The following is a 26226-nucleotide window of genomic DNA, read 5'->3' as shown; positions in this document are numbered from 1 at the left end:
CCTGAAAAACAGGATCATTTAAAAAATGGCCACATACGAAATCCTGATTGCCGACGACCATCCGCTGTTTCGCAGTGCCTTGCACCAGGCTGTAAGCATTGGACTGGGCTCTGATGTTCGCTTGGTTGAGGTTGCCAGTATTGCTGAGCTTGAAACACAGCTGGCGATAAAGGCAGATTGGGATCTGGTACTGCTCGACTTGAACATGCCGGGTGCTTACGGTTTCTCCGGGCTTGTGTTGTTGCGTGGTCAGTACCCGCAGATTCCGGTAGTGATGGTGTCAGCCCAGGAAGAAGCGTCAATCATGGTGCGGTCGCGCGAGTTTGGCGCCAGTGGCTTCATTCCAAAGTCCAGCTCGCTGGATGAGATTCAAAAGGCTGTACGCGCAGTACTCGATGGTGATGTGAGCTGGCCGCCACAGGCGTTTGAAGAAGTTCAGGTTTCGGCTGAGGCCAAGGCTGCCAGCGAAGGCCTGGCCAGCCTGACTCCCCAGCAGTTCCGAGTGTTGACCATGGTCTGCGAAGGTCTGTTGAACAAACAGATCGCCTATGAACTTAGCGTTTCCGAAGCAACCATCAAGGCCCACGTCACCGCAATTTTCCGCAAGCTGGGGGTTCGCACTCGCACCCAGGCCGCGCTACTCTTGCAGCAACTTGAATCAATTTCGAGTCATTAAGTAGCCTGTGTTCACGCTTTTTTGACGAAGCGTGAATTAGCGTCCCTTTCTCATTTTTTGCGCAGTTACCTACCTATGTCGCCTTTCAAGGGTAAAACCGGATTTAAACGGATTTTGAATGCCAGCGGTTACTCGCTGGACGGTATGCGCGCAGCCTTTACTGGCGAGGCGGCTTTTCGCCAGTTAGTACTGCTGAACGTGATATTGATCCCGCTGAGCTTCATGCTGAATGTGAGCCGGGTAGAGCGGGCCTTGCTGATCGCGGTATGCCTGTTGGCCTTGATTGTCGAATTGTTGAACTCGGCAATCGAGGCGGTGGTTGACCGCATCTCCCTCGACTTGCACCCATTGTCGAAAAACGCCAAAGACATGGGTAGCGCCGCCCAGTTTGTGGTGCTGACCATGATTGCCGTGGTGTGGGCAGTCATTCTGCTTTAAGCGATCGTCGGCAATACGATCTCGTCGCTGCGCTGAACCCCTGCGGTGAAGGCGCGGCACAGTTCCAGAAACTCGCGCATGGCAGACGTCTGATACTTCTTTTTGTGCCAGATAAAGAAAAACTGCCGGGCCAGATCCAGGTCGGGTGTTTCCACGGCGACCAGGCTGCCGCGTCGAAAGGCGTCGCGCAATGCCAGGCGAGAGATGCATCCAATGCCCAGCCCCGACTCCACGGCCCGTTTGATTGCTTCAGTGTGCTCCAGCTCCAGGCGAATATTGAGTGCAGTTTGGTGATGGCGCATGGCCTGATCGAACGTCAGGCGGGTGCCAGAGCCTTGCTCGCGCAAGATCCACGCCTCGCGGGTCAACTCTTCCAGTGTGGCGTGACCACGCACCGCCAGCGGATGCTGCGGGGCGCAGAAAACTACGAGCTCATCTTCTACCCAGCTCTGCACTTCGATGTCCGGATGAGCGCAATCGCCTTCGATCAGACCCAGGTCAATTTCGTAATGGGCAACTTGTTGCACGATATGAGCTGTGTTTTGCACCACCAGCTTGACCTGACTTTCAGGGTGCGCCTGCATGAAGCTGCCTATCAGCAGGGTCGCCAGGTAATTGCCGATGGTCAATGTTGCGCCCACGGTCAATGAGCCAAAGCCGGATTTGCCGTTGAGCAGATCTTCGATTTCCTTGGCTTGATCCAGGAGAGCGACTGCCTGTGGCAACAGTTGGCGACCAAGGGCGTTAAGGCTTAAGCGCTTGCCCGCACGATCGAACAGTTGGCAACTGGTTTGGCGCTCGAGTTCGGTAATCGAGGTACTGGCAGCCGATTGTGAAAGGGCCAACAAACCAGCAGCGCGAGACACGCTCTCTTGTTGGGCGACGGTAACGAACACCTGGAGTTGTCTGAGAGTAAATCGCATATCGATATAACCGATAACCCTTATCTTAATAATTCAGTTAACAGATATTGTCGCCGCCATTAGAATGCTGTGCAATCGCGCCCATAGTCAGCGCAGGCGAAATTAGGAGCCCCGTACATGAGCAACATGAACCACGAACGTGTCCTCAGTGTTCATCACTGGAATGACACCCTGTTCAGCTTCAAGTGCACCCGCGACCCGGGTCTGCGCTTCGAGAACGGTCAGTTCGTGATGATCGGCCTGCAACAACCCAACGGCCGTCCGCTTATGCGTGCCTACTCGATCGCCAGCCCGAACTGGGAAGAGCATCTGGAGTTCTTCAGCATCAAGGTGCCGGATGGCCCGCTGACCTCCCAGTTGCAGCACTTGAAGGAAGGCGACGAGATCATCATCAGCAAAAAGCCTACGGGTACGCTGGTACTGGACGACTTGAAGCCGGGTAAACATCTGTATCTGCTCAGCACCGGCACTGGCTTGGCGCCATTTATGAGCGTCATCCAGGACCCGGAAACTTACGAGCGTTTCGAAAAAGTGATCCTGTGCCACGGCGTGCGTTACGTCAATGAAGTCGCCTACCGCGAGTTCATCACCGAGCACCTGCCACAGAACGAGTTCTTCGGCGAAGCGCTGCGTGAAAAGCTGATCTACTACCCAACCGTGACCCGTGAGCCCTTCGAGAACGAAGGTCGCCTGACCGATCTGATGCGCAGCGGCAAGTTGTTCAGCGATATCGGTCTGCCACCGATCAACCCTCAGGACGACCGCGCCATGTTGTGCGGCAGCCCGAGCATGCTCGACGAAACCAGCGAAGTGCTGAACAGCTTCGGTCTGAAAGTCTCGCCGCGTATGCGTGAGCCGGGTGACTACCTGATCGAGCGCGCCTTCGTAGAGAAGTAACAAACGCAGATCTAAAAATGTGGGAGCGAGCCTGCTCGCGATTACGACCTGTCAGTCACCCATCCGGTGAGTGGCACTTCACAATCGCGAGCAGGCTCGCTCCCACATTGCGTTTCAGGTCACTGCTTGGGAATGACTTCAAGCACACAGATCAGGCCGGGCTCGGGGTAATGCCAGCGTACGTCCAGATCCCAAAACTGCGCGCCGTACTCTCGTTCGGGTGCCGGCGTCTGGTAGGCCGGGCGGGGGTCTTGCGCCAGGCATTGCTCGATCAGCGCCACCAGTGGCTCCTGAAGGCGCAGAGCCTGCGCATGGGCCTGTTGCAGGGCCGTATCGGCCCACACCACGGGAATCAACGCCGGTGCCGCGCTGGCCATGCCATTGCTGGCATCGGTGATGATGTCTGCGTAAGGCACGTAGGGTTTGATATCGAGAATTGGCGTGCCGTCGAGCAGGTCGATTCCGGAAATCCACAGGCGATTGGCTTCAACCTTGTCCAGTTTGACCACGGACTGGCCGATGCCATTCGGGCGATGGGTTGCACGGGTTGCAAACACTCCCATCGACTTGTTGCCGCCAAGGCGTGGCGGACGCACCTTGAGGCGGGGTTTGTCTTCGAGCGCCTGATGGAAAACGAACAGCAACCAGACATGGCTGACCTGCTCCAGCCCTTGCACCGCATCGCCCTGATCGAACGGCGCGACCAGCTCCAGTACGCCACGGGCGGCCGGGGCCAGTTGCGGCTGACGGGGGATGGCGAATTTTTCCTTGAAGCAGGAGCGCACAAATCCGATGGGGGAGACGGTATAGGTCATGGAGGATGTCGGGCTGGTGGGTCAGGTCAGGTTCTTGTGGGAGCGGGCTTGCTCGCGATAGCAACGCCCCAGTGGTTCAGATGGACCGAGGCGTCTGAATCGCGAGCAAGCCCGCTCCCACAGGAGGTGTGTTTTCAGTCGCGAACGCGCAGGGTCAGGCCTTTCAGGAAGTTGCGCAGTAACTGGTCGCCACACGTGCGGTAGTTGGTGTGACCGAACTTGCGGAACAGGGCGCTCAGCTCAGGCTTGGACACCGGAAAACCGGCCGCCTTGAGGATGGCGTGCATGTCGTCTTCCTTGAGTTCGAAGGCCACGCGCAGCTTTTTAAGGATGATGTTGTTGGTCACTGGCAGTTCGACAGGCATCGGCGCACGGCTTTCGTCCTTGCCACGCTTGAAGATCACCAGGCCATCAAGAAAGTGCGCCATCACGTCGTCAGGGCAACGAACAAAACCTTCTTCTTCGTCTTTCTTCAGGTAGGTCAGTACGTCTTCCTTGGTCACGTCCAGGCCGCCAAGCTTGATGATTTCGACAACCTTGTTGTCGCTGATGTCGAGCATGTAGCGCACGCTACGCAGTACGTCGTTATGAATCATGTGGGTAATCCTGATATTCAGCAGTGAGCACCGCAGGCATTGCTGCGGTGTCGAAATGTTCTGTGTAGGGTTAGAACTTTTCTTTGGCGCTCATGTAGCGCCATTGGCCGACAGGCAATTTGCCCATCGACACGCCGCCAATACGAATCCGGCGGATCGAGATGACCGTCAGGCCGACGGCCTGGCAGAACAGTGCAATGACACCTGGCTGCGGATTTTTCATCGCAAAGCGCAGGCGGTTTTCACTCTGCCAGCTGGCCTTGACCGCAGGCAGCTCGCGACCTTTGTAGGTCATGCCGTGATTGAGGCGGTTCAAACCGTGGGGAGCCATCTCGCCAGAGACTTCAACCACGTACTCCTGCTCGATCTTGTTAGCATCGGCCGTCAGCTTGCGCACGATCTTCCAGTCTTGGGTAAACACCAGCAGGCCGCTGGCGTTGGCTTGCAGCTCGTTGCCAACGCTCAGGCGCAGGAAATGGCCTTTTAGCGGGCGCTTGCCGAAGCGGTGCTCTTCGCTCAGCGTTTCCGGGCCGATCAACGCCATGGCGCTATCGGTGTCCAGGCCCGCCGGGGCGTTCAGCAAGATGGTCACAGGCTCTGGTGCAGTAGCCTTGGCCTCTGGGTCCAGCTCGACTTTTTGGTTGTCGACTTTGAATTGCGGCTCGTCGATGACTTCGCCATCTACCGTGACCCAGCCACCTTCAATGAACAGTTCGGCCTCACGGCGGGAGCAGCCGACGAGTTCGATGAGGCGTTTGGAGAGACGTATCGGTTCAGACATGACAGGGGCCGTATAGGAATTGGGCGGCTATTGTACCCGCCTGGCGCCGGTTAAGCCCGGCAACATTTGCCTTATGAGCGTGCTGGGCGTTTATACCGCAGGTGCAGCAATGGATAAGGCTGGCCAAGGCCATCATTTTCGCAGCGTCCGATGACCTCAAACCCTTGTTTGAGGTAGAACCCGATGGCTTGCGGGTTTTGCTCATTGACGTCGAGTCGTTCGGCATTCAGTTCGTTGATGGCGAACATCAACAGGCACTTGCCTATGCCTTGCCCCCGATGGTCAGGATGGATAAACAGCATTTCCACCTTACCCGTCGCCACGCCGGCAAAGCCGGTAATGCGCTTGCTGACGGGATCCTTGCAGCAGATCAGCATCACCGCATCCAGGTATTGATCATTGACCAGGCCTCGTAACAGTTGGATATAGCTGTCAGGCAAAAAGTCATGTGTGGCCCGTACCGATGCTTCCCACACGTCGGTCAGTTCTTTGAAGTCAGTAAGGCGTGGCGTATGGATGACCCATTTTTGTTGCATCAAGCATGTCTCCTGACACAGATATGGAAAGCAATGGCTCAACAATAGACGTAAAAAAAGCCCTGTCGCGAGAGCGGCAGGGCTTTTTGAGAGGCAGTCGCGATTTAGATCACTTCAGCCCACAAGTCATACTCATCGGCGTCGGTGACGCGGCACATGATCTTGTCGCCCGGCTTGATGTCTTTGTCGGTGGCGATAAACACGTTGCCGTCGATTTCCGGAGCGTCGAAGAAGCAGCGGCCAACAGCGCCTTGCTCATCAACTTCGTCGATCAGGACTTCGATGTCCTTGCCGATTTTCATCTGCAGGCGTGCGGCGCTGATGGCCTGTTGATGGGCCATGAAGCGGTCCCAGCGATCCTGCTTGACGTCATCCGGGACGATGGCCGCGTCCAGCAGGTTGGCGGGTGCACCTTCTACCGGCGAATACTGGAAGCAACCCACGCGATCCAGTTGCGCTTCGGTCAGCCAGTCGAGCAGGTACTGGAAGTCTTCTTCGGTTTCGCCCGGGAAGCCGACGATGAAGGTTGAACGGATGATCAGATCCGGGCAGATCACGCGCCAGTTTTTGATGCGGGCCAGGGTCTTGTCTTCAAATGCCGGGCGTTTCATGGCCTTGAGCACTTTGGGGCTTGCGTGCTGGAACGGGATGTCCAGGTACGGCAGGATCTTGCCGGCGGCCATCAGCGGGATCAGTTCGTCAACGTGCGGGTACGGGTAAACGTAGTGCAGGCGTACCCAGACGCCCAGCGAGCTGAGCGCTTCACAGAGTTCGGTCATGCGGGTCTTGACCGGCGCACCGTTCCAGAAGCCGGTACGGTACTTAACGTCAACACCGTAGGCACTGGTGTCCTGAGAAATCACCAGCAGCTCTTTTACGCCAGCCTTGACCAGACGTTGGGCTTCGTCGAGGACGTCACCGACCGGGCGGCTGACCAGTTTGCCGCGCATCGACGGGATGATGCAGAAGCTGCAGCTGTGGTTGCAGCCTTCGGAAATCTTAAGGTAGGCGTAATGACGCGGAGTCAGCTTGATGCCTTGAGGCGGCACCAGGTCGATCAGCGGGTTGTGATCCTGGCGCGGCGGCACTACCTGGTGCACGGCGTTGACCACTTGCTCGTACTGCTGCGGGCCGGTAACGGCGAGCACGCTTGGGTGTACGTTGCGGATAGCGCCCTCTTCGACACCCATGCAGCCGGTCACGATGACTTTGCCGTTTTCCTTGATGGCTTCACCAATCACTTCCAGGGATTCAGCTTTTGCGCTGTCGATGAAGCCACAGGTGTTGACCACCACGACGTCAGCGTCCTGGTAGGTGGAGACGACATCGTAGCCTTCCATACGCAGCTGCGTAAGGATGCGCTCGGAGTCGACCAGCGCTTTCGGGCAACCCAGGGAGACAAAGCCAACCTTCGGGTTGGCAGGCTTGGTAACGGTGGACATGGCGAACCTCGGTATGTAGTGACGTTACATGCCCGTAAAGGCTGCACGACGAACGGGCGCTTTGGATCGGCTTGCCTCCATTGAGGTCCTCAATGTAGTGCAGCAGACCCTTGTGCGCCTCTGATCAAAAAAAGTGCGCAATTTTAGCTATGGTCAACGCACTTGACCAGCGTTATGCGGGGATTTGCGACGAGTGCTGCGCTATGCTGCGCGCCGTTGCGAAAGCAGGGTTTTTAACTCGCGTGATTTTGTAGGCAGGAGCCGTAGATAACAGTCAGGAAATCAGCGCATGCTGCTGATCAAATGTAGCGCAAACCATTAAGAAACGCGGTCCATGGTCGTAGGGGTGGTTGATGGGGCAGGCAAGTAGTCAGGCGGCAGAAGACGGTCATTCAAAGGCCAAACCCATCGGGATGCTGGTTGCAGCGGTCGGTGTGGTCTATGGCGATATTGGTACCAGCCCCCTGTACACCCTTAAAGAGGTGTTTTCGGGCGGGTATGGCGTGCAAGTCAACCATGATGGCGTCTTCGGTATTTTGGCGCTGATCCTGTGGTCGCTGATCTGGGTGGTTTCGATCAAGTACGTGCTGTTCATTCTACGGGCCGACAACGAAGGAGAGGGCGGCATCATGGCCCTGACCGCGCTGGCGCGACGTGCTGCTTCGCCCTATCCCAGGTTGCGTTCGGTTTTGGTGATACTCGGGTTGATCGGTGCTTCGCTGTTTTACGGTGACAGCATGATCACCCCGGCGATCTCGGTGTTATCCGCCGTTGAAGGGCTTGAGCTGGCGTTCAGCGGGCTGGAACGCTGGGTCGTACCGCTGGCCCTGATCGTGCTGGTGGCCCTGTTTTTGATCCAGCGCCGAGGAACAGCCACTCTGGGCAAGCTGTTCGGTCCTATCATGGTGCTGTGGTTTGTCGTGTTGGGCGGGCTGGGTATCCATGGCATCGTTCAGCATCCTGAAGTACTCAATGCGCTGAATCCGGTCTGGGGCGTGCGTTTCTTCGTCTCGCACCCGGGCATGGGTGTGGCCATTCTGGGTGCTGTGGTGCTGGCACTGACCGGGGCTGAAGCGTTGTATGCCGATATGGGGCACTTTGGGCGAAAGCCGATTGCCCGTGCCTGGTTCATATTGGTATTGCCCGCGCTGGTGCTCAATTACTTCGGGCAGGGCGCCTTGCTCCTGGAAAACCCCGAGGCAGCTCGTAACCCGTTCTATCTGCTGGCGCCGGCCTGGGCGTTGATTCCTCTGGTGGGTCTGGCCACGCTGGCCACCGTGATTGCCTCCCAGGCGGTGATTTCCGGGGCCTTCTCCTTGACCCATCAGGCGATTCAACTGGGTTACATCCCGCGCATGCACATCCAGCACACCTCCAGTGCCGAGCAGGGTCAGATATACATCGGTGCGGTTAACTGGTCGCTGATGGTCGGGGTGATTTTACTGGTGCTGGGCTTTGAGTCCTCGGGCGCACTGGCCTCGGCCTACGGGGTGGCCGTGACCGGCACTATGCTGATCACCAGTATTTTGGTGTCGGCGGTGATGCTGTTGCTGTGGAAATGGCCGCCGATTCTGGCTGTGCCTGTGCTGATTGGTTTTCTGTTGGTGGACGGTCTGTTCTTTGCTGCCAACGTGCCGAAAATTGTGCAGGGCGGTGCCTTTCCGGTATTGGCAGGGATTGTGCTGTTTGTCCTGATGACCACCTGGCGGCGCGGCAAGCAACTGCTGGTGGACCGCCTTGACGAAAGTGCGCTGCCACTGCCGCTGTTTATCAGCAGCATCCGGGTTCAGCCGCCGCATCGGGTTCAAGGTACAGCGGTGTTTCTAACGGCGCGTCCGGACGCGGTGCCTCACGCACTGTTGCACAACCTGCTGCACAACCAGGTACTGCACGAGCAAGTGGTCTTGCTGACGGTGGTCAACGAAGATTCGCCCCGGGTGCCTGCATCGCGTCGTTTCGAGGTGGATTCGTATGGAGATGGCTTCTTTCGGGTGATCCTGCACTTTGGTTTCATGGACGAGCCGGATGTGCCTGAGGCGTTGAAACTGTGCCATCTCGATGAGCTGGATTTCAGCCCCATGCGTACCACGTACTTCCTTAGCCGGGAGACGGTGATTGCGTCCAAGCTGGTAGGCATGGCGCGTTGGCGCGAAGGGTTGTTCGCGTTCATGCTCAAGAACGCCAACAGCAACTTGCGCTTCTTCAAGCTGCCGCTTAATCGGGTGATCGAGCTGGGGACCCAGGTCGAGATGTAGTCGCGTTCAGGTCGCCAATAAAAAGCCCCGGCTCGTGAGAGTCGGGGCTTTTTTGTGCAGGAGGGAGGCGCTTTTGTGGGGGCGGGCTTGCTCGCGATACAGGCGCCGCGGTTTGCCTGATAAACCGCAGCGCACCCATCGCGAGCAAGCCCGCTCCCACGGGTGACTTACTCGGCAGTAGCTTGATGCTTCTTGATCAGGTCCACCAGGCGCTGAGCCAGGGCCGGGTAGTTTTCATCGAAGTGGTGCCCGCCGGGCAGCTTCAGGCTTTCGCCCACGGCTGTCTTGGCGGTACAGCCGCTTTCATCGACTTCTTCTGCGCCATAGATGCACACCACCTTGCTGGCAGGCAGTTTGGACATCTCCTCGCCGGTATCGGCTTCTGCACCCGCTTTGCCGAGCCAGCCATCGACATGGATCTCGAAGCTGCCGCTGCGGGCAAATGCCAGGAGCATGATTGAGTCGACGCGCTTTTGTTCGGCTTCAGGCAGGCGATTGTAGGTGGCAGGCAATACGTCCGCACCAAACGAGTAGCCCACCAGCACAAAGCGCTGGGTGCCCCACTTTTGACGGTAGTGCTGCATCAGTTCGGTCAGGTCGGTGGCGCTTTGTTCGGGGGTTTTATGCTGCCAGTAGTAGCGCAGCATATCGATGCCGACCACCGGGTAGCCGATCTTGGCCATCTCACCGGCCACGTCGCGGTCCAGGTCACGCCAGCCACCATCACCAGACAGGAACAGGGTGACGGTGCTGTTTTGCTGGCCTGCGGGCACTTCGACCACCGGCATGCTCAACCCGCCGTTTTCATCGCCCACCAGTATTTTGCGCAGTTCGTTGCTCAGTACTTGGGGGTAATGAATGTCGTAGTCGCTGATGCTGGTCTGGGCGTTAGGTTGATCACGTACGAACGCAGCGCTCGGGTCGTCAGGGTTGTCGTTCCAGGCCACCAGCCAGTTGCCGTGGGCAGTGGTTTTCGGAACGGGCAGGGCACAGCCCGGCTCTTCGAGCTTGAAGCCCACCGACACGGCTTGTGCCTTGTCGTTTGTTTGCTCGGCCAGCCAGCGCCAGGCCAGGGTTGCCCCCGGACCGATGCCGCTGACCAGCGTCGCAGGACCCTTGAGTTGTTGCAGAGCGCTTTGCAGGGCTTGCTGCTGCAGGGTGCAATCCTCCTTGGGCAGTATCACTTGCACCAGCTGCGCTTTGCCGCCACGGCTCAAGGCCAGTAGCTGCTTGTCGTTGAGCGCTTCTTCGGCCGGGGTGGCGATCACCACCCGGGCCTGGGCTTTTTGGCCGGGAGTGACTCTGGTCAGGGTCGAGCCATCGGTTTGGCTCAGGTGTTCAATTGTTGGCTCAGGCGCGGGGCGATTCCAGAACCAATAGCCGCCTGCTGCCAGTGCGACCAAAACTATCAAGGCAAGCAACAAAAACCGCCAGGAACGATGTTTCATTAACGTTTCACCAATCCAGTCAAGCCGCCTGCAATCAGGGCGGCGGTATCAGCCAGGGCTACGAGCGGATCAAGTCCGGCGGGCACGGCCATATAACGAGGTTCCCAGTCGGGCTGGAATTTATCTTTAAAGCGGCGCAAACCCTGGAAGTTGTACAGGTGCTCGCCGCGCTGGAACAGCATCGACCCTAAACGCTGGGTCAACGGTGCGCCGCGACGGGGTTGCAGGCCGGACAGAGGTACCATTCCCAGGCTAAAACGTGCGTATCCATGCTTTTTATAATGCTGAATCAAACCCACCATCATGAATTCCATGGTCAGTTTTGGCGCTTGCGGGTGGGCGCGCATCAAGTCGAGGCTCGACAGTTCGTGGCTGTGGGTCTCAAGCAGGTTGGCGAAGGCCACCGGTTTGCCTTCGAAGCGAATGATCGCCACGCGGAAGTGTTTGATGTAGTCCTCGCTGAAACGACCCAGCGAGAAGCCTTTTTCACGCACGTTTTTACCGGTAAGCCAGGCATCCGAAATGACCTTTAGCTCGTCCATCGGGGCTTCACCCGGTTCGTGGATCTCCAGTGACAAACCGTCACGGGTGCCGCGGTTCCAGGTGTAGCGCAGGTCTTTCATCTCCTTGCCCTTGGCTTCGAGATCAAAGCTGTGCAAGTCCACTCGGGCTTCTTCGCCAAGCTTGATCGCGGTCAGGCCAATGTCCATGTAGAACGGCAAGTTCTCGGCACGAACCTGATAGAACACGGGGCGGGCGTGGACGGTGTCGCACAGGTCACGAAACTGCCAGATCAACTCGGCCCGCTGCTGGGGTGGACCGATCGGGTCGTAGAGTGCCACCAGGCTGCGCCCGCGCCGGGCGTACATCAGGAAGGCGTTCTCGTCCGGATGAAACAGCAGGGCCTTGTCACCTGTGAGCGCCAGGCCGCCGTCGGGCTGATCGGAGGCCAGGATGATTTTCCCGGCTCTTTGCAGCTCGGTGGCATCGGGTAAATGGATCACCGGACGTGCGGTTCGCAGCAGCCAGGTCAGCGACACGATCACCAGCAGCACGGCAGCGCCCAGCAATGAACGCAGGCCCCGTGGGGCGTCCGAGTCGAGGGTGAACTGCCACCACAGTTGATGGCTGTAAGGGACGTCTTGATAGGCAAACAGCAATAACCAGATCGAGGCGCCCAGCACGCAGACACTGGCCACCAGATAGAGCGGCGAAAACGGCAACTCGGTCAGACGGCTAGGGCGGTAGAACGAGCGGCGGAACAGGCCCAGCAGGCTGGCGGTCATGACCAGGACAGTTGCTTCCTCCCAGTCAAAGCCTTTAAGCAGGGAAAGCACGGCGCCAACCAGCAGCAGAATCGTGGTTAGCATCCAGGCAGCAGACAGGCGTCGGCGCAGGCCTTGTGCGAGCAATAAGCACAGCACGCCGATCAGGCTGGCGCCAAAGTGCGATGCGTCAATCAGGCGATGGGGGATCAGAAAACCAATGTGCTCGAGGCGCGTGTCAATCTCAGGGGTGGCCCCGGAAAACAGCAGGACCACGCCGGACATAAACACCAGTATCGCCAGAACCGGAGCGGCCAGCCCGGAGGCAACCCGCAGGCTTTGTCGCGTGTGAATCAGGCGCTGGGCTTCGTTGATCAACAGCATCAGGCAGGCAATCAGCAGCGGCACAATCACATAAATCATGCGATACAGCAGCAGGGCAGCAGCCAAGGGGGCTGCGCCGAGCTTGTCGGCAAAGGCGGCCAGCAAGATGGCTTCAAAAACCCCTACGCCGCCGGGCACATGGCTGAGTACGCCCGCAGCCAGTGCCAACAGATAAACCAGCATAAAGGCGCCCAAGGGCGGTGCTTCGGGCAACAGCAAATACAGCACGGTGGCCGCAGCCGCGACGTCCAGGGCTGTAATGACCAATTGCAGGAAGGTCAGGCGCGGACTTGGCAGGCGTAACGTACGACGCCCGGCCTTTACCAGCAGGTTGTCCGGTATGGGTTGTTCAGGCAGGCGTCGACGATAGATGCCCAGCGCCAGTAACCCGAACAGCGCCAGAACCGCAAAAGCAATCGCGCCCAATAGATAAGCGGGGATATGCAGGGCAGCGGAGGCGGCAGGTAAATTACTCAACGTGGCCAGCGCTGCCAGCGGTGGCAGTGCACAACCCAGTGACAGGCTGGCGAACAACGTCATATGGGCAACTTCTGATGCGCCTACGCCATGTCGTGCATACAGGCGATATCGCACCGAGCCGCCGGAGAGCAGCGACAGGCCGATAGCATTGCCGATGGCAAAGGCGGTGAAGCCGCCCAGCGCCAGGGTTTTGGGTGGCAGCTTGACCCCGGCATACCGGCTGGCGGACCACTCATACCCAAGCAGGATCACAAAGCCCACGGCAGTCGCGGCCAATGCGCCGAAGAGGGCTGGCTTGGGGACTTCCAGGATCGAGTCTTGCAGGGCGTACAGGTCAAGTTCGCTGAGCAGGTGGCGACACGCAATCAGTGCTATCGCAAACAGCAGCAGCGTAAGTGCCAGGCCAATGGGTTGACGATACTTGCTCAGCAAATCCAGCCAGCGCAATCGAGTTGCGGCAATGGGGTGGGCTGCTGTGACGGCTTCTTTAGGTTCTGGCGAGTTATCGGGCATCAATCACCTCGTGGATCGTGCGCGATAGGATGGCGGCATAGGCTCAAGTTACCAATCCTTTTGGTGAAAATATTTCTAAATGTGTGCAATCGTTTGCCTGAGGTTCAGGTTTGGCCCTGACAAAAAGGGTAATTGTTGCCAGAGAGCATAGACGACGGGGCTTTCGGAAATATGACGCTCGGGGTCGATAAGCGCTTGGCGCAGACTTTTCGAGCGCGCACAAAAAAGGCCACTCTTTCGAGTAGCCTTTTTTGATGTTTGGTTGCGGGAGCCGGATTTGAACCGACGACCTTCGGGTTATGAGCCCGACGAGCTACCAGACTGCTCCATCCCGCGTCTGTGTGGGCGCATTCTACAGAGGAACGCGCAGGTGTCAACCTAAAATGTCGTAAGCGGTTGAAATAACCGGTTTTAATTCCTTTGGTGCCTGAATGTCAGGAGGAGGGGAAAACACTCAGGCACAAAAAAGGCCACTCTTTCGAGTAGCCTTTTAATGTTTGGTTGCGGGAGCCGGATTTGAACCGACGACCTTCGGGTTATGAGCCCGACGAGCTACCAGACTGCTCCATCCCGCGTCTGTGGAGCGCACTCTACAGTGATGCGGGAGCGAGTCAACCTTTAATGTATAAATGACCCGAATAAGATCAAAACAGGCCTTTTTTTGGGTTGGGGCAGTTCGGTCTGTAGCAGCTGCCGAGGAACGAAGGCTGCTTTAGGCGGCGAAGCCGTCGCAAGTCAGGCGCCTTGGTGTGTCAGGTTTGTTGGGTGCTCAGGTTTTACGACAGCTTCGCTGCCGAATGCAGCCTCATTCTTTCGGCAGCGGCTACAAGTAAGTCGAGCTACAAAACAGGCGCGCACAAAAAAGGCCACTCTTTCGAGTAGCCTTTTTCGATGTTTGGTTGCGGGAGCCGGATTTGAACCGACGACCTTCGGGTTATGAGCCCGACGAGCTACCAGACTGCTCCATCCCGCGTCTGTGGGGTGGATTCTACAGCGATACGCGGGGCTGTCAAACGTTAATTTAGAAAAAAGCGTTCTGCTTCAACTGCTTAGATAGAAAAAGCAGTTGTAAAAGTGGCTGCAGGCCATGTTCTATAAGGGGTGTGGCTCTATTGGTAGGTTGGATTCGATTGAAAAAAACAATTCAGCATCAAAAATGCCCACGCCTGTCGGGCAAAAACCAGAGTACTGGTGCTATATACAGTTCGCAGTGACATACTGGCGATCCGCATTGCCTACTCCCTTGAAGAACGTCGCCTTACATGACGCAGCGCAAAATCATCCACGTCGATTGTGACTGTTTCTATGCCGCTATTGAGATGCGCGATGACCCGAGCCTGGCAAACAAGCCGATGGCAGTCGGCGGCTCCGCCGACCGGCGAGGGGTGATTTCGACCTGTAACTATGAAGCGCGGGCTTATGGTGTGCGTTCGGCGATGGCGTCCCGGCATGCGCTCAAGCTGTGCCCGGACCTGATCATCGTTAACGGCAGGATGGACGCCTATAAAGAAGCGTCGAAAGAAATCCACGGCATCCTGCGCGATTACACCGACTTGATAGAGCCGCTGTCATTGGATGAGGCGTATCTGGACGTATCTGAAAGCCCGCATTTTTCGGGCAGTGCCACGCGCATTGCCCAGGAGATTCGGCGCAGGGTCTCCAATCAGCTGCACATCACCGTATCGGCGGGCGTGGCCCCTAACAAGTTTCTGGCCAAGATCGCCAGTGACTGGAAGAAACCCAATGGATTGTTCGTCATTACTCCGGATCAAGTCGAAGACTTCGTGTCCGCGTTGCCCGTCAACAAGTTGCACGGAGTGGGCAAAGTGACTGCGGACAGGCTCGGGCGATTGGGAATTGAGACCTGCCTACAGTTGCGTGACTGGAAAAAACTGGCACTTGTGCGTGAGTTCGGCAGTTTTGGTGAGCGTCTATGGGGTTTGGCTCGAGGGATTGATGACCGTTTGGTGCAGAGTGACAGTCGACGTCAGTCTGTTAGCGTGGAAAACACCTACGATACCGACTTGCCGGATCTGGCCAGTTGCCTTGAAAAAGTCCCTGAATTGCTTGAGACGCTGACTCGCCGCATTGCGCGTATAGACAGCAGTTATCGGCCAGGCAAGCCGTTCGTCAAAGTGAAATTCCACGACTTTACCCAGACCACGCTGGAGCAGTCCGGTGCCGGGCGTGATCTTGAGAGTTATGAGGGGTTGTTGAGCCAGGCGTTTGCCCGCGGCGCCAAACCCGTTCGATTGCTCGGGCTTGGCGTACGTTTGCAGGATTTGAACAGCGGGTTTGAACAGTTGGAGCTGTTCAAGGGGTAAACCAAGCGCTGTTGCCGCTGGCGAGGTAACGAGGCTGCGATGGGGTAGCAGCAGCCCCAAAATGAAGCTGTTGCAGCCCTTATCGCAGCCTGCGGCAGCGGCTACAACGATGTGCGTCAGCTAACGCCTGGATCTGCCACCAGTCGTCCGGCATTCTTGGTCAGGGAATGAAGGAACTCGCGTTGCAGCTCGGGATCGTTGCGGGTGAGTTCGATCAGGCTTTGTTCCAGTTCGCTGGCTTCTTCTTCCAGTCCCAGTTCCGACAAGCGCTTGACTCGATGTACCCATTGGTTGACGTCGTCACCCTCCAGGTCGTCGTAGATCAGGTTGTGGGCTTCGAGCAACTTGCCGCGCAGGTTACTGCTGATCGACAGGGTTGTGTTCGAATGGGTTTCGTCCTGAGCGTCTTCAACCATGATGGTCAGTTTGCCGATGTGATTGAGGTCTTGCTCGGCAAAAGGACTGTCCAGCAGGTTGAGGCGCAGTACGCCGTGGCGATCAGTGGTCAGCTCATGCGTCTGTTTACCAGCCTTGACCACAACCGGGCGTTCGGCCCAAGGCAAGCTTGAATACTCCAGGCGCTTGTCGCGCTGAATATCATCAATACCTGCCAGGTTCTGTTCGGCGCGGCCATGGGACTGCACGTTCATCGCTGGGTTTACACCGGCAAAGCCGTAGTTGATCCAGTCTTTGGTCACGCTGTCAGGAAGCTGCCCGAACATGAACACGTTAAGCACATTGGCACCCACCCCCGCGACGATAGCCACCGCACCCAGCGGAATCTCATAGACTTCGCGCCAGGGTTGGTAAGGGGTGTAACGGTCGTAATGCCGTGTGACATCGAACTCGGTGACCTCGAAGGTCTTTTGTTCATTGATGCGTACACGACGTTGCGGCAACTCAAGCACTGCTGGCGAGCCAACATCGATCAGAAGGCTATGGGCGAGGAGTTTTCGCTCGATGCGTTCCTCGTGCTCGCTGCGTTGCGACATGTGGTTGGCACAGCCGCTCAGCAGCAAGGCGCCGCTCATGGCGGCACCTGCGAGGGTTAAGGTACTTCGCTTGAACATGACGCCTCTATCTGGTTTCAGCGAGCGATACGGGCTTGAAGGAAGGCAAGCACATCAGCAACGGGCAGGGCTTGTGGCTCTGCTTCGGTGCGGCTCTTGTATTCCAGATTGCCTTCTGCAAGGCCACGGTCACTGACTACGATCCGGTGAGGGATGCCGATCAGTTCCATGTCGGCGAACTTGATACCTGGGCTGGTTTTCTTGTCGCGATCGTCCAGCAACACTTCAAAGCCTGCGGCCGTCAGTTCGGCGTAGAGCTTGTCGGTGGCTTCACGTACGGCTTCGGTTTCGTAGCGCAGAGGTACAAGTGCCACCTGGAACGGAGCCAGAGCGTCACTCCAGATAATGCCGCGCTCGTCGTTGTTCTGCTCGATGGCTGCTGCCACGACGCGGGAAACACCGATGCCGTAGCAACCCATTGCCAGCGTTACCGGCTTGCCGTTTTCGCCCAGCACCTGGCACTTCATCGCTTCGCTGTATTTGGTGCCCAGCTGGAAGATGTGACCCACTTCGATACCACGCTTGATTTCCAGCGTGCCCTTGCCATCCGGGCTTGGGTCGCCAGCGACTACGTTGCGCAAGTCGGCAATGGCAGGAACCGGTAGATCGCGCTCCCAGTTCACGCCGAAGTAGTGCTTGTCATCGATGTTGGCACCCACGCCGAAGTCGCTCATCAATTCGACCGAACGGTCGATGATGCACGGCAGTGGCAGGTTCAGCGGGCCCAGGGAGCCCGCGCCGGCGCCTATGGCGTCACGCAGTTCTGCATCCGAAGCCATGACCAGCGGACTTGCTACCAATGGGTGGTTGCCGGCCTTGATTTCGTTGAGTTCGTGATCACCGCGAATAACCAGTGCGATCAGCTTGCCTTCTTCGGCGGCGTGAACGATCAGGGTCTTGACGGTTTTTTCGATGGGCAGGTCATAGCCTTCGACCAGTTGGGCGATGGTTTTGGCATCTGGCGTGTCGACCAGGCGTAGTTCCTGGGTGGCCGCAGGGCGCGACGTTTCGACAGGGACGGCTTCGGCTTTTTCGATGTTGGCTGCGTAGTCGGAACCATTGCTGAACACGATGTCGTCTTCGCCAGACTCTGCCAGAACGTGGAACTCGTGGGAGCCGGCACCGCCGATGGAGCCGTTGTCCGCTTCAACCGGGCGGAAGTTCAGGCCCAGACGGGTGAATATCTTGCAGTAGGCTTCGTGCATGCGATCATAAGTGACCTGCAGCGAAGCGTTGTCGACGTGGAACGAATAGGCGTCCTTCATGATGAACTCGCGGCCGCGCATCAAACCAAAGCGCGGGCGTGTTTCGTCACGGAATTTGGTCTGGATCTGATACAGATTGATCGGCAACTGCTTGTAGCTGTTCAGCTCGTTGCGGCACAGATCGGTGATGACTTCTTCGTGGGTCGGGCCTACGCAGAACTCGCGACCGTGGCGATCTTTCAGGCGCAGCAGTTCGGCGCCGTACTCTTCCCAGCGACCGGACTCTTGCCACAGCTCAGCCGGCTGGATGCTCGGCATCAGCACTTCCAGAGCGCCAGCAGCGTTCATTTCTTCGCGAACAATGGCTTCAGCCTTGCGCATGATCCGCAGGCCCATGGGCAGCCAGGTGTACAGGCCGGAAGCAAGTTTGCGAATCATGCCGGCGCGCAGCATCAGCTGGTGGCTGATAACGACCGCATCGGAAGGCGTTTCTTTCTGTGTGGCGAGCAAATATTGGCTGGTGCGCATGGTTAGTCGTTGCCGTTGCTGATGACTAGAAATGACTGGGCATTGTACGGGCGAGACGTGGCTGCGTACAGGGTGGGAGGGGGGAGGTGGGCTCCCCCTGGGTTTTACGGAGTTTTTTCGAGGTTTACTGGCGGGTTGAGGCGTGCCCGGCGGCTTTCCTGAAACCAGTGCAGGCTGATCAGCAGCAAAGTGGGGATGCCCATCAGAGCCGTAATTATAAAGAAGTTGTGGTAGCCGAACTTCTCGACCAGCACCCCTGAATAGCCGCCCATCAAACGTGGCAGCAACAGCATGATGGAACTGAGCAGAGCGTACTGGGTAGCGGAAAACTTGAGGTTGGTCAGGCTGGACAGGTAGGCAACGAACGCAGAGGTGGCGAGGCCGGAGCTGAAGTTGTCGAGTGAAATAGTGACAATCAGCATGTCTAGGTTCGGGCCCATGTCCGCCAGCAACATAAACAGCAGGTTGGTACTTGCCGATGCCGCCCCGCCAATCAGCAGGATCGGCAAAATGCCGAAGCGCACGATGAGCAAGCCGCCCATGCCGGCGCCGACAAGGGTCATGATCAAGCCGAAGATCTTGCTGACACCGGCGATCTGATCCTTGGTGAAACCCTGGTCGATGTAGAACACGTTGGCCATGACACCCATGACCGTGTCAGACATGCGATAGGTGGCAATCAGGCCAAGCAGTAGAAGGGCTTGCCAGCGATAACGCAGGATAAAGTCATTAACCGGTGTCAGTACTGGGGCCAGCCCGCGTCGCCCAATGGTCGACAGGCACAACACCGTAAGCAGGGTGTACAGGATGGCCCGCAGAAAGGCCCGATCCTCCAGCACCAGTGTCATTGGGCTGACGCCTTCAAACAGCACACCTGCAAAATCGGTGTTGTAGAGCTGGGTGAACATGGCCGGAACTGAAACCAGCAATACGATCAGTACAAATACAGACGCCAATTGGTGACCAAAGCTGTAGCGACCGGCCGACAGTTGGGTACGCAGCGGTACCGGCGGCTCACGCATGAACAAGGTGGTCAGCAGCGCAGGCACCATCAGCAGGCCGAACAGCACATAGGTGCCGGTCCAGGCCGAGTGCTTATAGTTAAAGCCTGTCGAGCCGAAGCCTTCGGCAAAAAACAGGGCACCCGCGGTGGCCAGCAGGGCAGCCACGCGATACCCGGACATATAACTGGCCGCAAGCGCGGCCTGGCGATTGTCTTCTGCAATTTCCAGGCGATAGGCATCGACAGCAATGTCCTGGGTCGCCGAAGCGAAAGACACAACAACCGCAATGGCAATCAGCCAGGAAAGGTGTTTTTGCGGGTCGCAAAAGCCCATGCCGATCAGGCCCAGGATCACCAGCGACTGCGACAGCACCAGCCATGAACGACGCCTGCCCAGTTTTCCGAGCAGCGGTAAACGCCATTGGTCCAGGAGCGGGGACCACACCCATTTAAAGGCGTAGGCCAACCCGATCAAGCTCGCATAGCCAATGGTTTCACGAGCCACACCGGCTTCGCGCAGCCACACGGAGAGCGTTGAAAAAACCAGCATGTACGGTAAACCGGCGGCAAAGCCGAGCAGTAACAGCACAAGGGTTGAGGGGCTGGAATAGGCAGCTAGCGCTTCGCGCCAGGTTTTACGGGGCATGGACTGGAGTCTGCCTCTGGTTGCGGAAACAAAGGGCGCACTCTAACCGCAGTGCTCTATCGGGCGCCAGCCATGACGTCGCATATCCACACGATTATTCATGATGCTCAAGCCTTCGGCCCGTAAGCGTGCGCGCTGTTCGTCACCGGACGGGCTGCCTGCCGGTAAGCTGATACGTCCACCCGCGGCGAGAACCCTGTGCCAGGGCAGGCGCGTGCCTTCGGGGAGTTGGCTGAGCGTTCGCCCGACCCAGCGTGCAGCCCGGCCCAGTCCGGCAAATTCGGCAAGCTGGCCGTAGGACACCACGTAACCTTCGGGCACCATCATTAACGTTGAATACAGTGCAGTACGGCGAATGTCGGCTGGGGTTTGAGGGGCGTCGATAGGTGTGCTCACGGCGGACTTCTGGTCATAGGGTGGGGGGCTTGTTCTGTTAACTGAACTATAGAAGGAACTCCAGCACAATGAGCCGGTCTTTCTTTCTCAAGGGCGTGTCCATGGGGATAATGCCGGCATCCTTTCGCAATCCTGAGTTTCGCATTTGCTTATGCTGTCCAAAACCCTGTTGTGCCTTGCTGTCCTGAGTGTTTCCGCGCCCGTGCTTGCCGATACGGTGTGGTTGAAAAATGGCGACCGTCTGACCGGCAAGATCAAAGTATTCGATGGTGGCAAGTTACTGATCCAGACCGAATACGCCGGTGCCGTCCCCATTGACTGGAAACAGGTCAAAACCCTTGAAAGCGATCAGGAGTTGTTGGTCAAGCAGGATGCCTACACCGGAGAAAAAGCCAAGTCATTGCAGGCAGCCGAAGATGGCAGCGTGACCTTGGCCAATGGTGAAGCGCCGAAAACCGTAGAACTGGCCAGCATCCAGCAAATCCTCAAGCCCAAGCCGGTGATCGAAGACCTGGTCTGGAAGGGCAATGTCGATGTTGCGCTGGACTACAAGCGGGCCGACAAGGATACCGACGATTACGACATCGATTTCAAAACCACCGCTCGTCATGGGGCCTGGCGTCATAACGCCGAAGGCGAATACAACCGCGAGTTTCAGAACGATGTAGTAACCACGGACAACTGGACCGCCGAATACGCACTTGACCACTTCATCGATGACAAGTGGTATTGGCAAGGTCGACTGGCCTATAACCGTGACAAAGTCGAAGACGTTTCCCGCCAGCGCACCATCGGTACGGGGCCGGGCTACCAGTTTTGGGATGACGAACTGGGTGCATTCTCCCTGGGTTCGCTGATCAACCGCACGGACTATGAGTATTCAGACGGCAAGAAAGATAACTTCTACTCGCTGGCCATGAAGTGGGATTACAACCGCTATTTGATGGGCAAGACTGTTTCGATCTTCACCAACGGTGAGTTGGGCAAGTCACTGGAGAGTACGTCGGACTACAGCCTCGATTCCGAAATCGGCTTGCGTTACAAGGTGACGGAATGGGCATCGCTCAATCTCAAGGCCGAGAAAGACCTGATTGGTGGTTCAAGCGGCTCTGATAACTCCCTCAACAAGACTCGCTACACCATGGGGTTTGGCGTGACCTGGTAATAGCTCATACATCTGTAGCCGCTGCGCCGCCCATCGCAGCCTGCGGCAGCGGCTACAGTGTTTGGGCCTAGATCCGCAAGCCGCCATCAAGCTCCAAAATCCGCCCGGTGTAGTAGTCGTTCTCAAAAATGTAGGCCGCGGAATGGGCGATTTCTTCAACTTTGCCCATGCGCTTCAACGGGATGCCGGAAGTCATCTTTTCGAGGGCTTCGGGTTTCATGCCCAGGGTCATTTCGGTTTCGATAAAACCCGGGGCAATCCCGGCCACTCGAATGCCGTAGCGTGACAACTCTTTGGCCCAGGTCACCGTGGCTGCGGCAACGCCGGCCTTGGCTGCCGAGTAGTTGGTCTGGCCGACGTTACCTGCGCGCGAGATCGACGAAATGTTGATAATCGCGCCCTGACTGTTGAGCTCGATCATTTTCGCCGCGACCTCACGGGTGCACAGGAAAACGCCGGTCAGGTTGACGTCGATTACCGCCTGCCATTGCGCCAGGCTCATCTTGGTCATCACCCCGTCCTTGACCTTGAGCAGCAGCCCGTCACGCAAAATACCGGCGTTGTTTACGAGACCGTTAATCGCACCAAAATCTTCTGCAATCTGGGCAACGGTTTGCGTAACCTGTTCTTCGTCAGCAACGTTACACAGGTAGGCTCGGGCTTCGACACCGTGCGCCTGACAGGCTGCGACTGCCAATTCGAGCTTTTCCGGATTGAGGTCGACCAGTGCCAGCCTGGCGCCCTTGGCAGCCAGATACTCAGCCATGGCACGACCCAGCCCTTGGCAGCCGCCAGTGATAATGATTACTTTGTCTTTAAGTTGCATGAGTGCCCTGATCTCGACCGTTATCGACGGATTTTTTATTAAGGAGTCATAAGTTGAGCGTTGAAGCTGCCAAGCATGCCCGAGAATTACTGCTCAAGGAATACCGTGGCGCCCTGTCGACCCAGTCCAAGGCCATGCCGGGTTTTCCGTTTGGCTCCGTGGTGCCTTACTGCCTGGATGACCAGGGGCGGCCGCTGATTTTGATCAGCCGTATTGCCCAGCACACCCATAATCTGCGCAAGGATCCCAAGTGCTCCTTGATGGTCGGCGAGCGTGGGGCTGAAGATGTCCAGGCCGTTGGGCGCCTGACGTACCTGGCCGAAGCCGAGCAGTTGACCGAGGCTGCAGCCATTACAGCTGCCGCTGAGCGTTACTACCGCTACTTCCCTGAAGCCAGGGGCTATGACACTGCCCATGATTTCGATTTTTGGGTGCTTAACCCGGTCAGGCACCGTTATATAGGTGGCTTCGGGGCGATTCACTGGCTGGATCAAGTCACGCTGGCCAATCCCTTTGCCGGGCAGGTCGAGGTGCGCATGGTGGACCACATGAACAGCGACCACGCCAACGCCATCGAGCATTACGTCACATTGACCGGGCTACCGCATACAGCGCCAGCTACGCTGGTGGGTATCGACAGCGAAGGCATGCATTTGCGTATAGGTGAAGGCCTGCATTGGTTGGGCTTTCCCGAGCCATGCAATACTTCGACACAGGTGCGCGAAGCATTGGTTTTATTGGCACGTGCAAGCGAGTGGCCGAAAAAACAGACGGCATAGCCTTGAATTTGGCGAGGCGCGCCGTCATCTATATTGGGTTGGAAGATATTCTTCCGGAGAGGAATCATTTGATGCGCGCTTTTCTATTGCTCTTTCTGTTGTTTCCAGTGCTAGAGCTGTACGTCTTTTTCAAGGTCAGCACCGCTATCGGGTTTTTCCCTGCGTTGCTGCTGATCATTGCCGGCTCGATGCTGGGTGTTCTGGTGGTTCGTGTTGCAGGTCTGGCCACGGCGCTTCGAGCGCGTGAAAGCCTCAATCGCGGCGAACTGCCTGCTCAGCAAATGCTTGAAGGCCTGATGCTGGCCTTGGGTGGCGGTCTTCTGGTGCTTCCGGGCTTTATTAGCGATGCAGCCGGTCTGCTGTTGCTATTTCCGCCGGTTCGTCGTTTTCTGGTCAACCGTCTGCGCAAGCGTGCAGAAGAACAAGCCATTCGCCAGCGTGCGTTTGCGGATGATTTCGAGGCCGCAGCCCGTCCACGCTCCCAGCAGCCTTTGGGGCGTGAGCCCAATGTGATCGAAGGCGAGTTCGAACACCGCGACAAATAAGGCATTGGCGTTATCAACACGGCACCTTGGGTGCCGTGTTTGTTTTTGGGCCAGGCAACAGTTTAAAAATTTCATGGGTGTGCCCTTGTAATAAGTGGATGCGCCCTTATGTAACGGACACCGCAGGGTTTTACTGGCAACAGCACAACCCCTTCAGCGAATCGCACCCGGCATTTCCGGACTTGCAAACCCCGCCGGTATTGACACCGGCCGATGAACACCACAATTAGGAGAGATCGACAATGAAGCTTCGTCCTCTGCATGACCGCGTCGTAATCCGTCGCAGCGAAGAAGAAAAGAAAACCGCTGGCGGTATCGTTCTGCCGGGTTCTGCTGCCGAAAAAGCCAACAGCGGTGAGATTCTCGCTGTCGGTACTGGCCGAGTTCTGGACAACGGTGAAGTACGTGCGCTGGCCGTGAAAGTGGGTGACAAGGTTGTGTTCGGCCCTTACTCCGGCAGCAACACTGTGAAAGTCGACGGCGAAGACCTGCTGGTTATGGCTGAGAACGAGATTCTCGCTGTAATCGAAGGCTGATCTCCCGCTCCTTTTCCCGTTACTACAAAGTATTTAAGGAAGAACGAACATGGCTGCTAAAGAAGTTAAATTCGGCGACTCCGCCCGTAAAAAAATGCTGGCCGGTGTTAACGTCCTGGCTGACGCAGTAAAAGCGACCCTGGGCCCTAAAGGCCGTAACGTGATCATCGAGAAGAGCTTCGGCGCTCCGACCATCACCAAGGACGGCGTCTCCGTTGCTAAAGAAATTGAGCTGAAAGATCGCTTCGAAAACATGGGCGCGCAGCTGGTTAAAGACGTTGCCTCCCGTGCCAACGATGACGCTGGTGACGGTACTACCACTGCAACCGTTCTGGCTCAATCGATCGTCAACGAAGGCCTGAAAGCCGTCGCTGCCGGCATGAACCCGATGGACCTGAAGCGCGGTATCGACAAAGCGACCATCGCCATTGTCAAAGAGCTGAAATCCCTGGCCAAGCCATGCGCTGACAGCAAGGCAATCGCTCAGGTAGGTACCATCTCTGCCAACTCCGACAGCTCCATCGGCGACATCATTGCCGAAGCCATGGAAAAAGTCGGTAAAGAAGGCGTGATCACCGTTGAAGAAGGCTCGGGCCTGGAAAACGAACTGTCGGTTGTTGAAGGCATGCAGTTTGACCGTGGCTACCTGTCCCCGTACTTCGTCAACAAACCAGAAACCATGACTGCCGAACTCGACGGTCCGCTGATCCTTCTGGTCGACAAAAAGATTTCCAACATCCGTGAACTGCTGCCAGTTCTGGAAGCTGTTGCCAAGGCCGGTCGCCCACTGCTGATCGTATCCGAAGACGTTGAAGGCGAAGCCCTGGCGACTCTGGTTGTGAACAACATGCGCGGTATCGTGAAAGTCGTTGCTGTTAAAGCACCTGGTTTTGGCGATCGTCGCAAGGCAATGCTGCAGGACATCGCTGTTCTGACTGGCGGTACCGTTATCTCCGAAGAGATCGGTCTGAGCCTGGAAAGCGCTACCCTGGAACACCTGGGTAATGCCAAACGCGTCACCGTAACCAAAGAAAACACCACCGTTATCGACGGTGCTGGCGTTGAAGCTGACATCCAGGCTCGTGTGACTCAGATCCGTGCCCAGGTAGCTGATACCACTTCGGACTACGACCGTGAAAAACTGCAAGAGCGTCTGGCCAAGCTTTCTGGCGGCGTTGCAGTGATCAAGGTGGGTGCTGGTTCCGAAGTAGAAATGAAAGAGAAGAAAGCCCGCGTTGAAGACGCCCTGCACGCAACCCGTGCAGCCGTTGAAGAAGGCGTGGTACCTGGCGGTGGCGTGGCACTGGTTCGCGCTCTGCAAGCAATCGCTGATCTGAAAGGCGACAACGCTGATCAGAACGTGGGTATCGCATTGCTGCGTCGTGCTGTTGAAGCACCTCTGCGCCAGATCGTTGCCAACTCCGGCGACGAGCCAAGCGTAGTTGTCGACAAAGTGAAGCAGGGTTCGGGTAACTACGGTTACAACGCAGCCACTGGCGAATACGGCGACATGATCGAAATGGGTATCCTTGACCCGGCTAAAGTGACTCGTTCGGCTCTGCAAGCGGCTTCGTCGATTGCCAGCCTGATGATCACCACTGAGGCGATGATCGCTGAGATCCAGGACGACAAGGCAGCTGGCGGCGGTATGCCAGACATGGGCGGCATGGGTGGTATGGGCGGCATGATGTAAGCCAGCCTTACCCCGATACGCAAAAGCCCCGCCTGAGTAATCAGGCGGGGCTTTTTTGTGC

The 26226-nt window shown here is 57.2% G+C and carries 23 protein-coding genes and 3 tRNA genes; 10 read left to right on the top strand and 16 right to left on the bottom strand.

Annotated features, from left to right (window positions below):
• Nucleotides 1–25 precede the first annotated feature (25 nt).
• Nucleotides 26–676: a response regulator transcription factor ErdR gene (erdR, locus tag TU76_RS03205; RefSeq protein WP_019827849.1), complete on the top strand. Its 651-nt coding sequence runs from the start codon at nucleotides 26–28 to the stop codon at nucleotides 674–676.
• A gap of 75 nt (nucleotides 677–751) precedes the next feature.
• Complete coding sequence (locus TU76_RS03200) at nucleotides 752–1114, top strand: diacylglycerol kinase (RefSeq protein WP_019827848.1); 363 nt, start codon at nucleotides 752–754, stop codon at nucleotides 1112–1114.
• Here TU76_RS03200 and TU76_RS03195 read toward each other — a convergent pair.
• Nucleotides 1111–2037, bottom strand: a complete 927-nt coding sequence (locus TU76_RS03195) for a LysR family transcriptional regulator (protein WP_019827847.1) — start codon at nucleotides 2035–2037, stop codon at nucleotides 1111–1113. The genes TU76_RS03200 and TU76_RS03195 overlap by 4 nt on opposite strands.
• Nucleotides 2038–2154: 117 nt before the next feature.
• Between TU76_RS03195 and fpr the strand changes: the two genes are divergently transcribed.
• The gene (gene fpr / locus TU76_RS03190; RefSeq protein ID WP_019827846.1) at nucleotides 2155–2934 is read left to right on the top strand and encodes a ferredoxin-NADP reductase; all 780 of its coding nucleotides are present in this window, start codon (nucleotides 2155–2157) and stop codon (nucleotides 2932–2934) included.
• 119 nt (nucleotides 2935–3053) lie between these two features.
• On the opposite strand, the gene tsaA is transcribed toward fpr, so the two are convergent.
• The 5 genes from tsaA to rimO all read right to left on the bottom strand — a co-directional run bounded on the left by tsaA (nucleotide 3054) and on the right by rimO (nucleotide 7104).
• The gene (tsaA, locus tag TU76_RS03185) at nucleotides 3054–3749 is read right to left on the bottom strand and encodes a tRNA (N6-threonylcarbamoyladenosine(37)-N6)-methyltransferase TrmO (protein ID WP_046809431.1); all 696 of its coding nucleotides are present in this window, start codon (nucleotides 3747–3749) and stop codon (nucleotides 3054–3056) included.
• A gap of 134 nt (nucleotides 3750–3883) precedes the next feature.
• Nucleotides 3884–4345 carry a YehS family protein gene (locus TU76_RS03180; protein ID WP_019827842.1) on the bottom strand — a complete coding sequence of 154 codons (462 nt, stop codon included), beginning with the start codon at nucleotides 4343–4345 and terminating at the stop codon, nucleotides 3884–3886.
• A gap of 70 nt (nucleotides 4346–4415) precedes the next feature.
• Nucleotides 4416–5126: an rRNA pseudouridine synthase gene (locus TU76_RS03175; protein WP_019827841.1), complete on the bottom strand. Its 711-nt coding sequence runs from the start codon at nucleotides 5124–5126 to the stop codon at nucleotides 4416–4418.
• Between the two features lie 71 nt (nucleotides 5127–5197).
• Entirely contained in the window at nucleotides 5198–5662 is a 465-nt protein-coding gene (locus TU76_RS03170; protein WP_019827839.1) for a GNAT family N-acetyltransferase, read from the bottom strand.
• A 104-nt stretch (nucleotides 5663–5766) separates the two neighbouring features.
• Complete coding sequence (gene rimO, locus TU76_RS03165; protein ID WP_019827838.1) at nucleotides 5767–7104, bottom strand: 30S ribosomal protein S12 methylthiotransferase RimO; 1338 nt, start codon at nucleotides 7102–7104, stop codon at nucleotides 5767–5769.
• Between the two features lie 353 nt (nucleotides 7105–7457).
• Here rimO and TU76_RS03160 point away from each other — a divergent pair, with 353 nt between their 5' ends.
• Nucleotides 7458–9359, top strand: coding sequence for a potassium transporter Kup (locus tag TU76_RS03160; RefSeq protein ID WP_019827837.1), 1902 nt, complete (start codon nucleotides 7458–7460; stop codon nucleotides 9357–9359).
• Nucleotides 9360–9526: 167 nt separating this feature from the next.
• Here TU76_RS03160 and TU76_RS03155 read toward each other — a convergent pair whose 3' ends face one another.
• From TU76_RS03155 to TU76_RS03135, 5 genes are all read right to left on the bottom strand, one after another.
• Complete coding sequence (locus tag TU76_RS03155; protein ID WP_048351070.1) at nucleotides 9527–10807, bottom strand: virulence factor family protein; 1281 nt, start codon at nucleotides 10805–10807, stop codon at nucleotides 9527–9529.
• On the bottom strand, nucleotides 10807–13449 hold the full coding sequence (mprF, locus tag TU76_RS03150) for a bifunctional lysylphosphatidylglycerol flippase/synthetase MprF (protein ID WP_048351069.1): 2643 nt from the start codon (nucleotides 13447–13449) through the stop codon (nucleotides 10807–10809). The genes TU76_RS03155 and mprF overlap by 1 nt, the downstream gene beginning before the upstream one ends.
• 259 nt (nucleotides 13450–13708) lie before the next feature.
• A tRNA-Met gene (locus TU76_RS03145) sits at nucleotides 13709–13785 on the bottom strand.
• Nucleotides 13786–13947: 162 nt separating this feature from the next.
• A tRNA-Met gene (locus tag TU76_RS03140) sits at nucleotides 13948–14024 on the bottom strand.
• A 321-nt stretch (nucleotides 14025–14345) separates the two neighbouring features.
• Nucleotides 14346–14422, bottom strand: a tRNA-Met gene (locus TU76_RS03135).
• 289 nt (nucleotides 14423–14711) lie between these two features.
• Between TU76_RS03135 and dinB the strand changes: the two genes are divergently transcribed.
• Entirely contained in the window at nucleotides 14712–15773 is a 1062-nt protein-coding gene (gene dinB / locus TU76_RS03130) for a DNA polymerase IV (protein ID WP_048351068.1), read from the top strand.
• Nucleotides 15774–15889: 116 nt separating this feature from the next.
• On the opposite strand, the gene TU76_RS03125 is transcribed toward dinB, so the two are convergent.
• From TU76_RS03125 to TU76_RS03110, 4 genes are all read right to left on the bottom strand, one after another.
• On the bottom strand, nucleotides 15890–16843 hold the full coding sequence (locus TU76_RS03125) for a hypothetical protein (protein ID WP_019827830.1): 954 nt from the start codon (nucleotides 16841–16843) through the stop codon (nucleotides 15890–15892).
• 17 nt (nucleotides 16844–16860) lie between these two features.
• Nucleotides 16861–18576 (bottom strand): proline--tRNA ligase, encoded by a 1716-nt coding sequence (locus tag TU76_RS03120; protein WP_048351067.1) that lies wholly within the window; start codon nucleotides 18574–18576, stop codon nucleotides 16861–16863.
• Nucleotides 18577–18680: 104 nt separating this feature from the next.
• Entirely contained in the window at nucleotides 18681–20225 is a 1545-nt protein-coding gene (locus TU76_RS03115) for an AmpG family muropeptide MFS transporter (RefSeq protein ID WP_019827826.1), read from the bottom strand.
• A gap of 42 nt (nucleotides 20226–20267) precedes the next feature.
• Entirely contained in the window at nucleotides 20268–20621 is a 354-nt protein-coding gene (locus tag TU76_RS03110; RefSeq protein ID WP_019827825.1) for an MGMT family protein, read from the bottom strand.
• Between the two features lie 151 nt (nucleotides 20622–20772).
• Here TU76_RS03110 and TU76_RS03105 point away from each other — a divergent pair, with 151 nt between their 5' ends.
• Entirely contained in the window at nucleotides 20773–21786 is a 1014-nt protein-coding gene (locus TU76_RS03105; RefSeq protein WP_019827824.1) for a DUF481 domain-containing protein, read from the top strand.
• A gap of 67 nt (nucleotides 21787–21853) precedes the next feature.
• Here TU76_RS03105 and TU76_RS03100 read toward each other — a convergent pair whose 3' ends face one another.
• Complete coding sequence (locus tag TU76_RS03100) at nucleotides 21854–22612, bottom strand: SDR family oxidoreductase (RefSeq protein WP_046808918.1); 759 nt, start codon at nucleotides 22610–22612, stop codon at nucleotides 21854–21856.
• Nucleotides 22613–22665: 53 nt separating this feature from the next.
• Between TU76_RS03100 and TU76_RS03095 the strand changes: the two genes are divergently transcribed.
• The 4 genes from TU76_RS03095 (at nucleotide 22666) to groL (ending at nucleotide 26165) form a co-directional block, all read left to right on the top strand.
• Complete coding sequence (locus TU76_RS03095; RefSeq protein WP_046808917.1) at nucleotides 22666–23391, top strand: HugZ family pyridoxamine 5'-phosphate oxidase; 726 nt, start codon at nucleotides 22666–22668, stop codon at nucleotides 23389–23391.
• Between the two features lie 71 nt (nucleotides 23392–23462).
• The gene (locus TU76_RS03090; RefSeq protein WP_019827818.1) at nucleotides 23463–23936 is read left to right on the top strand and encodes an FxsA family protein; all 474 of its coding nucleotides are present in this window, start codon (nucleotides 23463–23465) and stop codon (nucleotides 23934–23936) included.
• 242 nt (nucleotides 23937–24178) lie between these two features.
• Entirely contained in the window at nucleotides 24179–24472 is a 294-nt protein-coding gene (locus tag TU76_RS03085) for a co-chaperone GroES (RefSeq protein ID WP_019827816.1), read from the top strand.
• 49 nt (nucleotides 24473–24521) lie between these two features.
• The gene (gene groL, locus TU76_RS03080) at nucleotides 24522–26165 is read left to right on the top strand and encodes a chaperonin GroEL (RefSeq protein WP_019827814.1); all 1644 of its coding nucleotides are present in this window, start codon (nucleotides 24522–24524) and stop codon (nucleotides 26163–26165) included.
• Nucleotides 26166–26226 lie beyond the last annotated feature (61 nt).

This window comes from Pseudomonas psychrophila (assembly GCF_001043005.1).
In the GTDB taxonomy this organism is placed as follows: Bacteria; Pseudomonadota; Gammaproteobacteria; order Pseudomonadales; family Pseudomonadaceae; genus Aquipseudomonas; species Aquipseudomonas psychrophila.
This window is presented reverse-complemented; position numbering and strand designations above follow the sequence as displayed.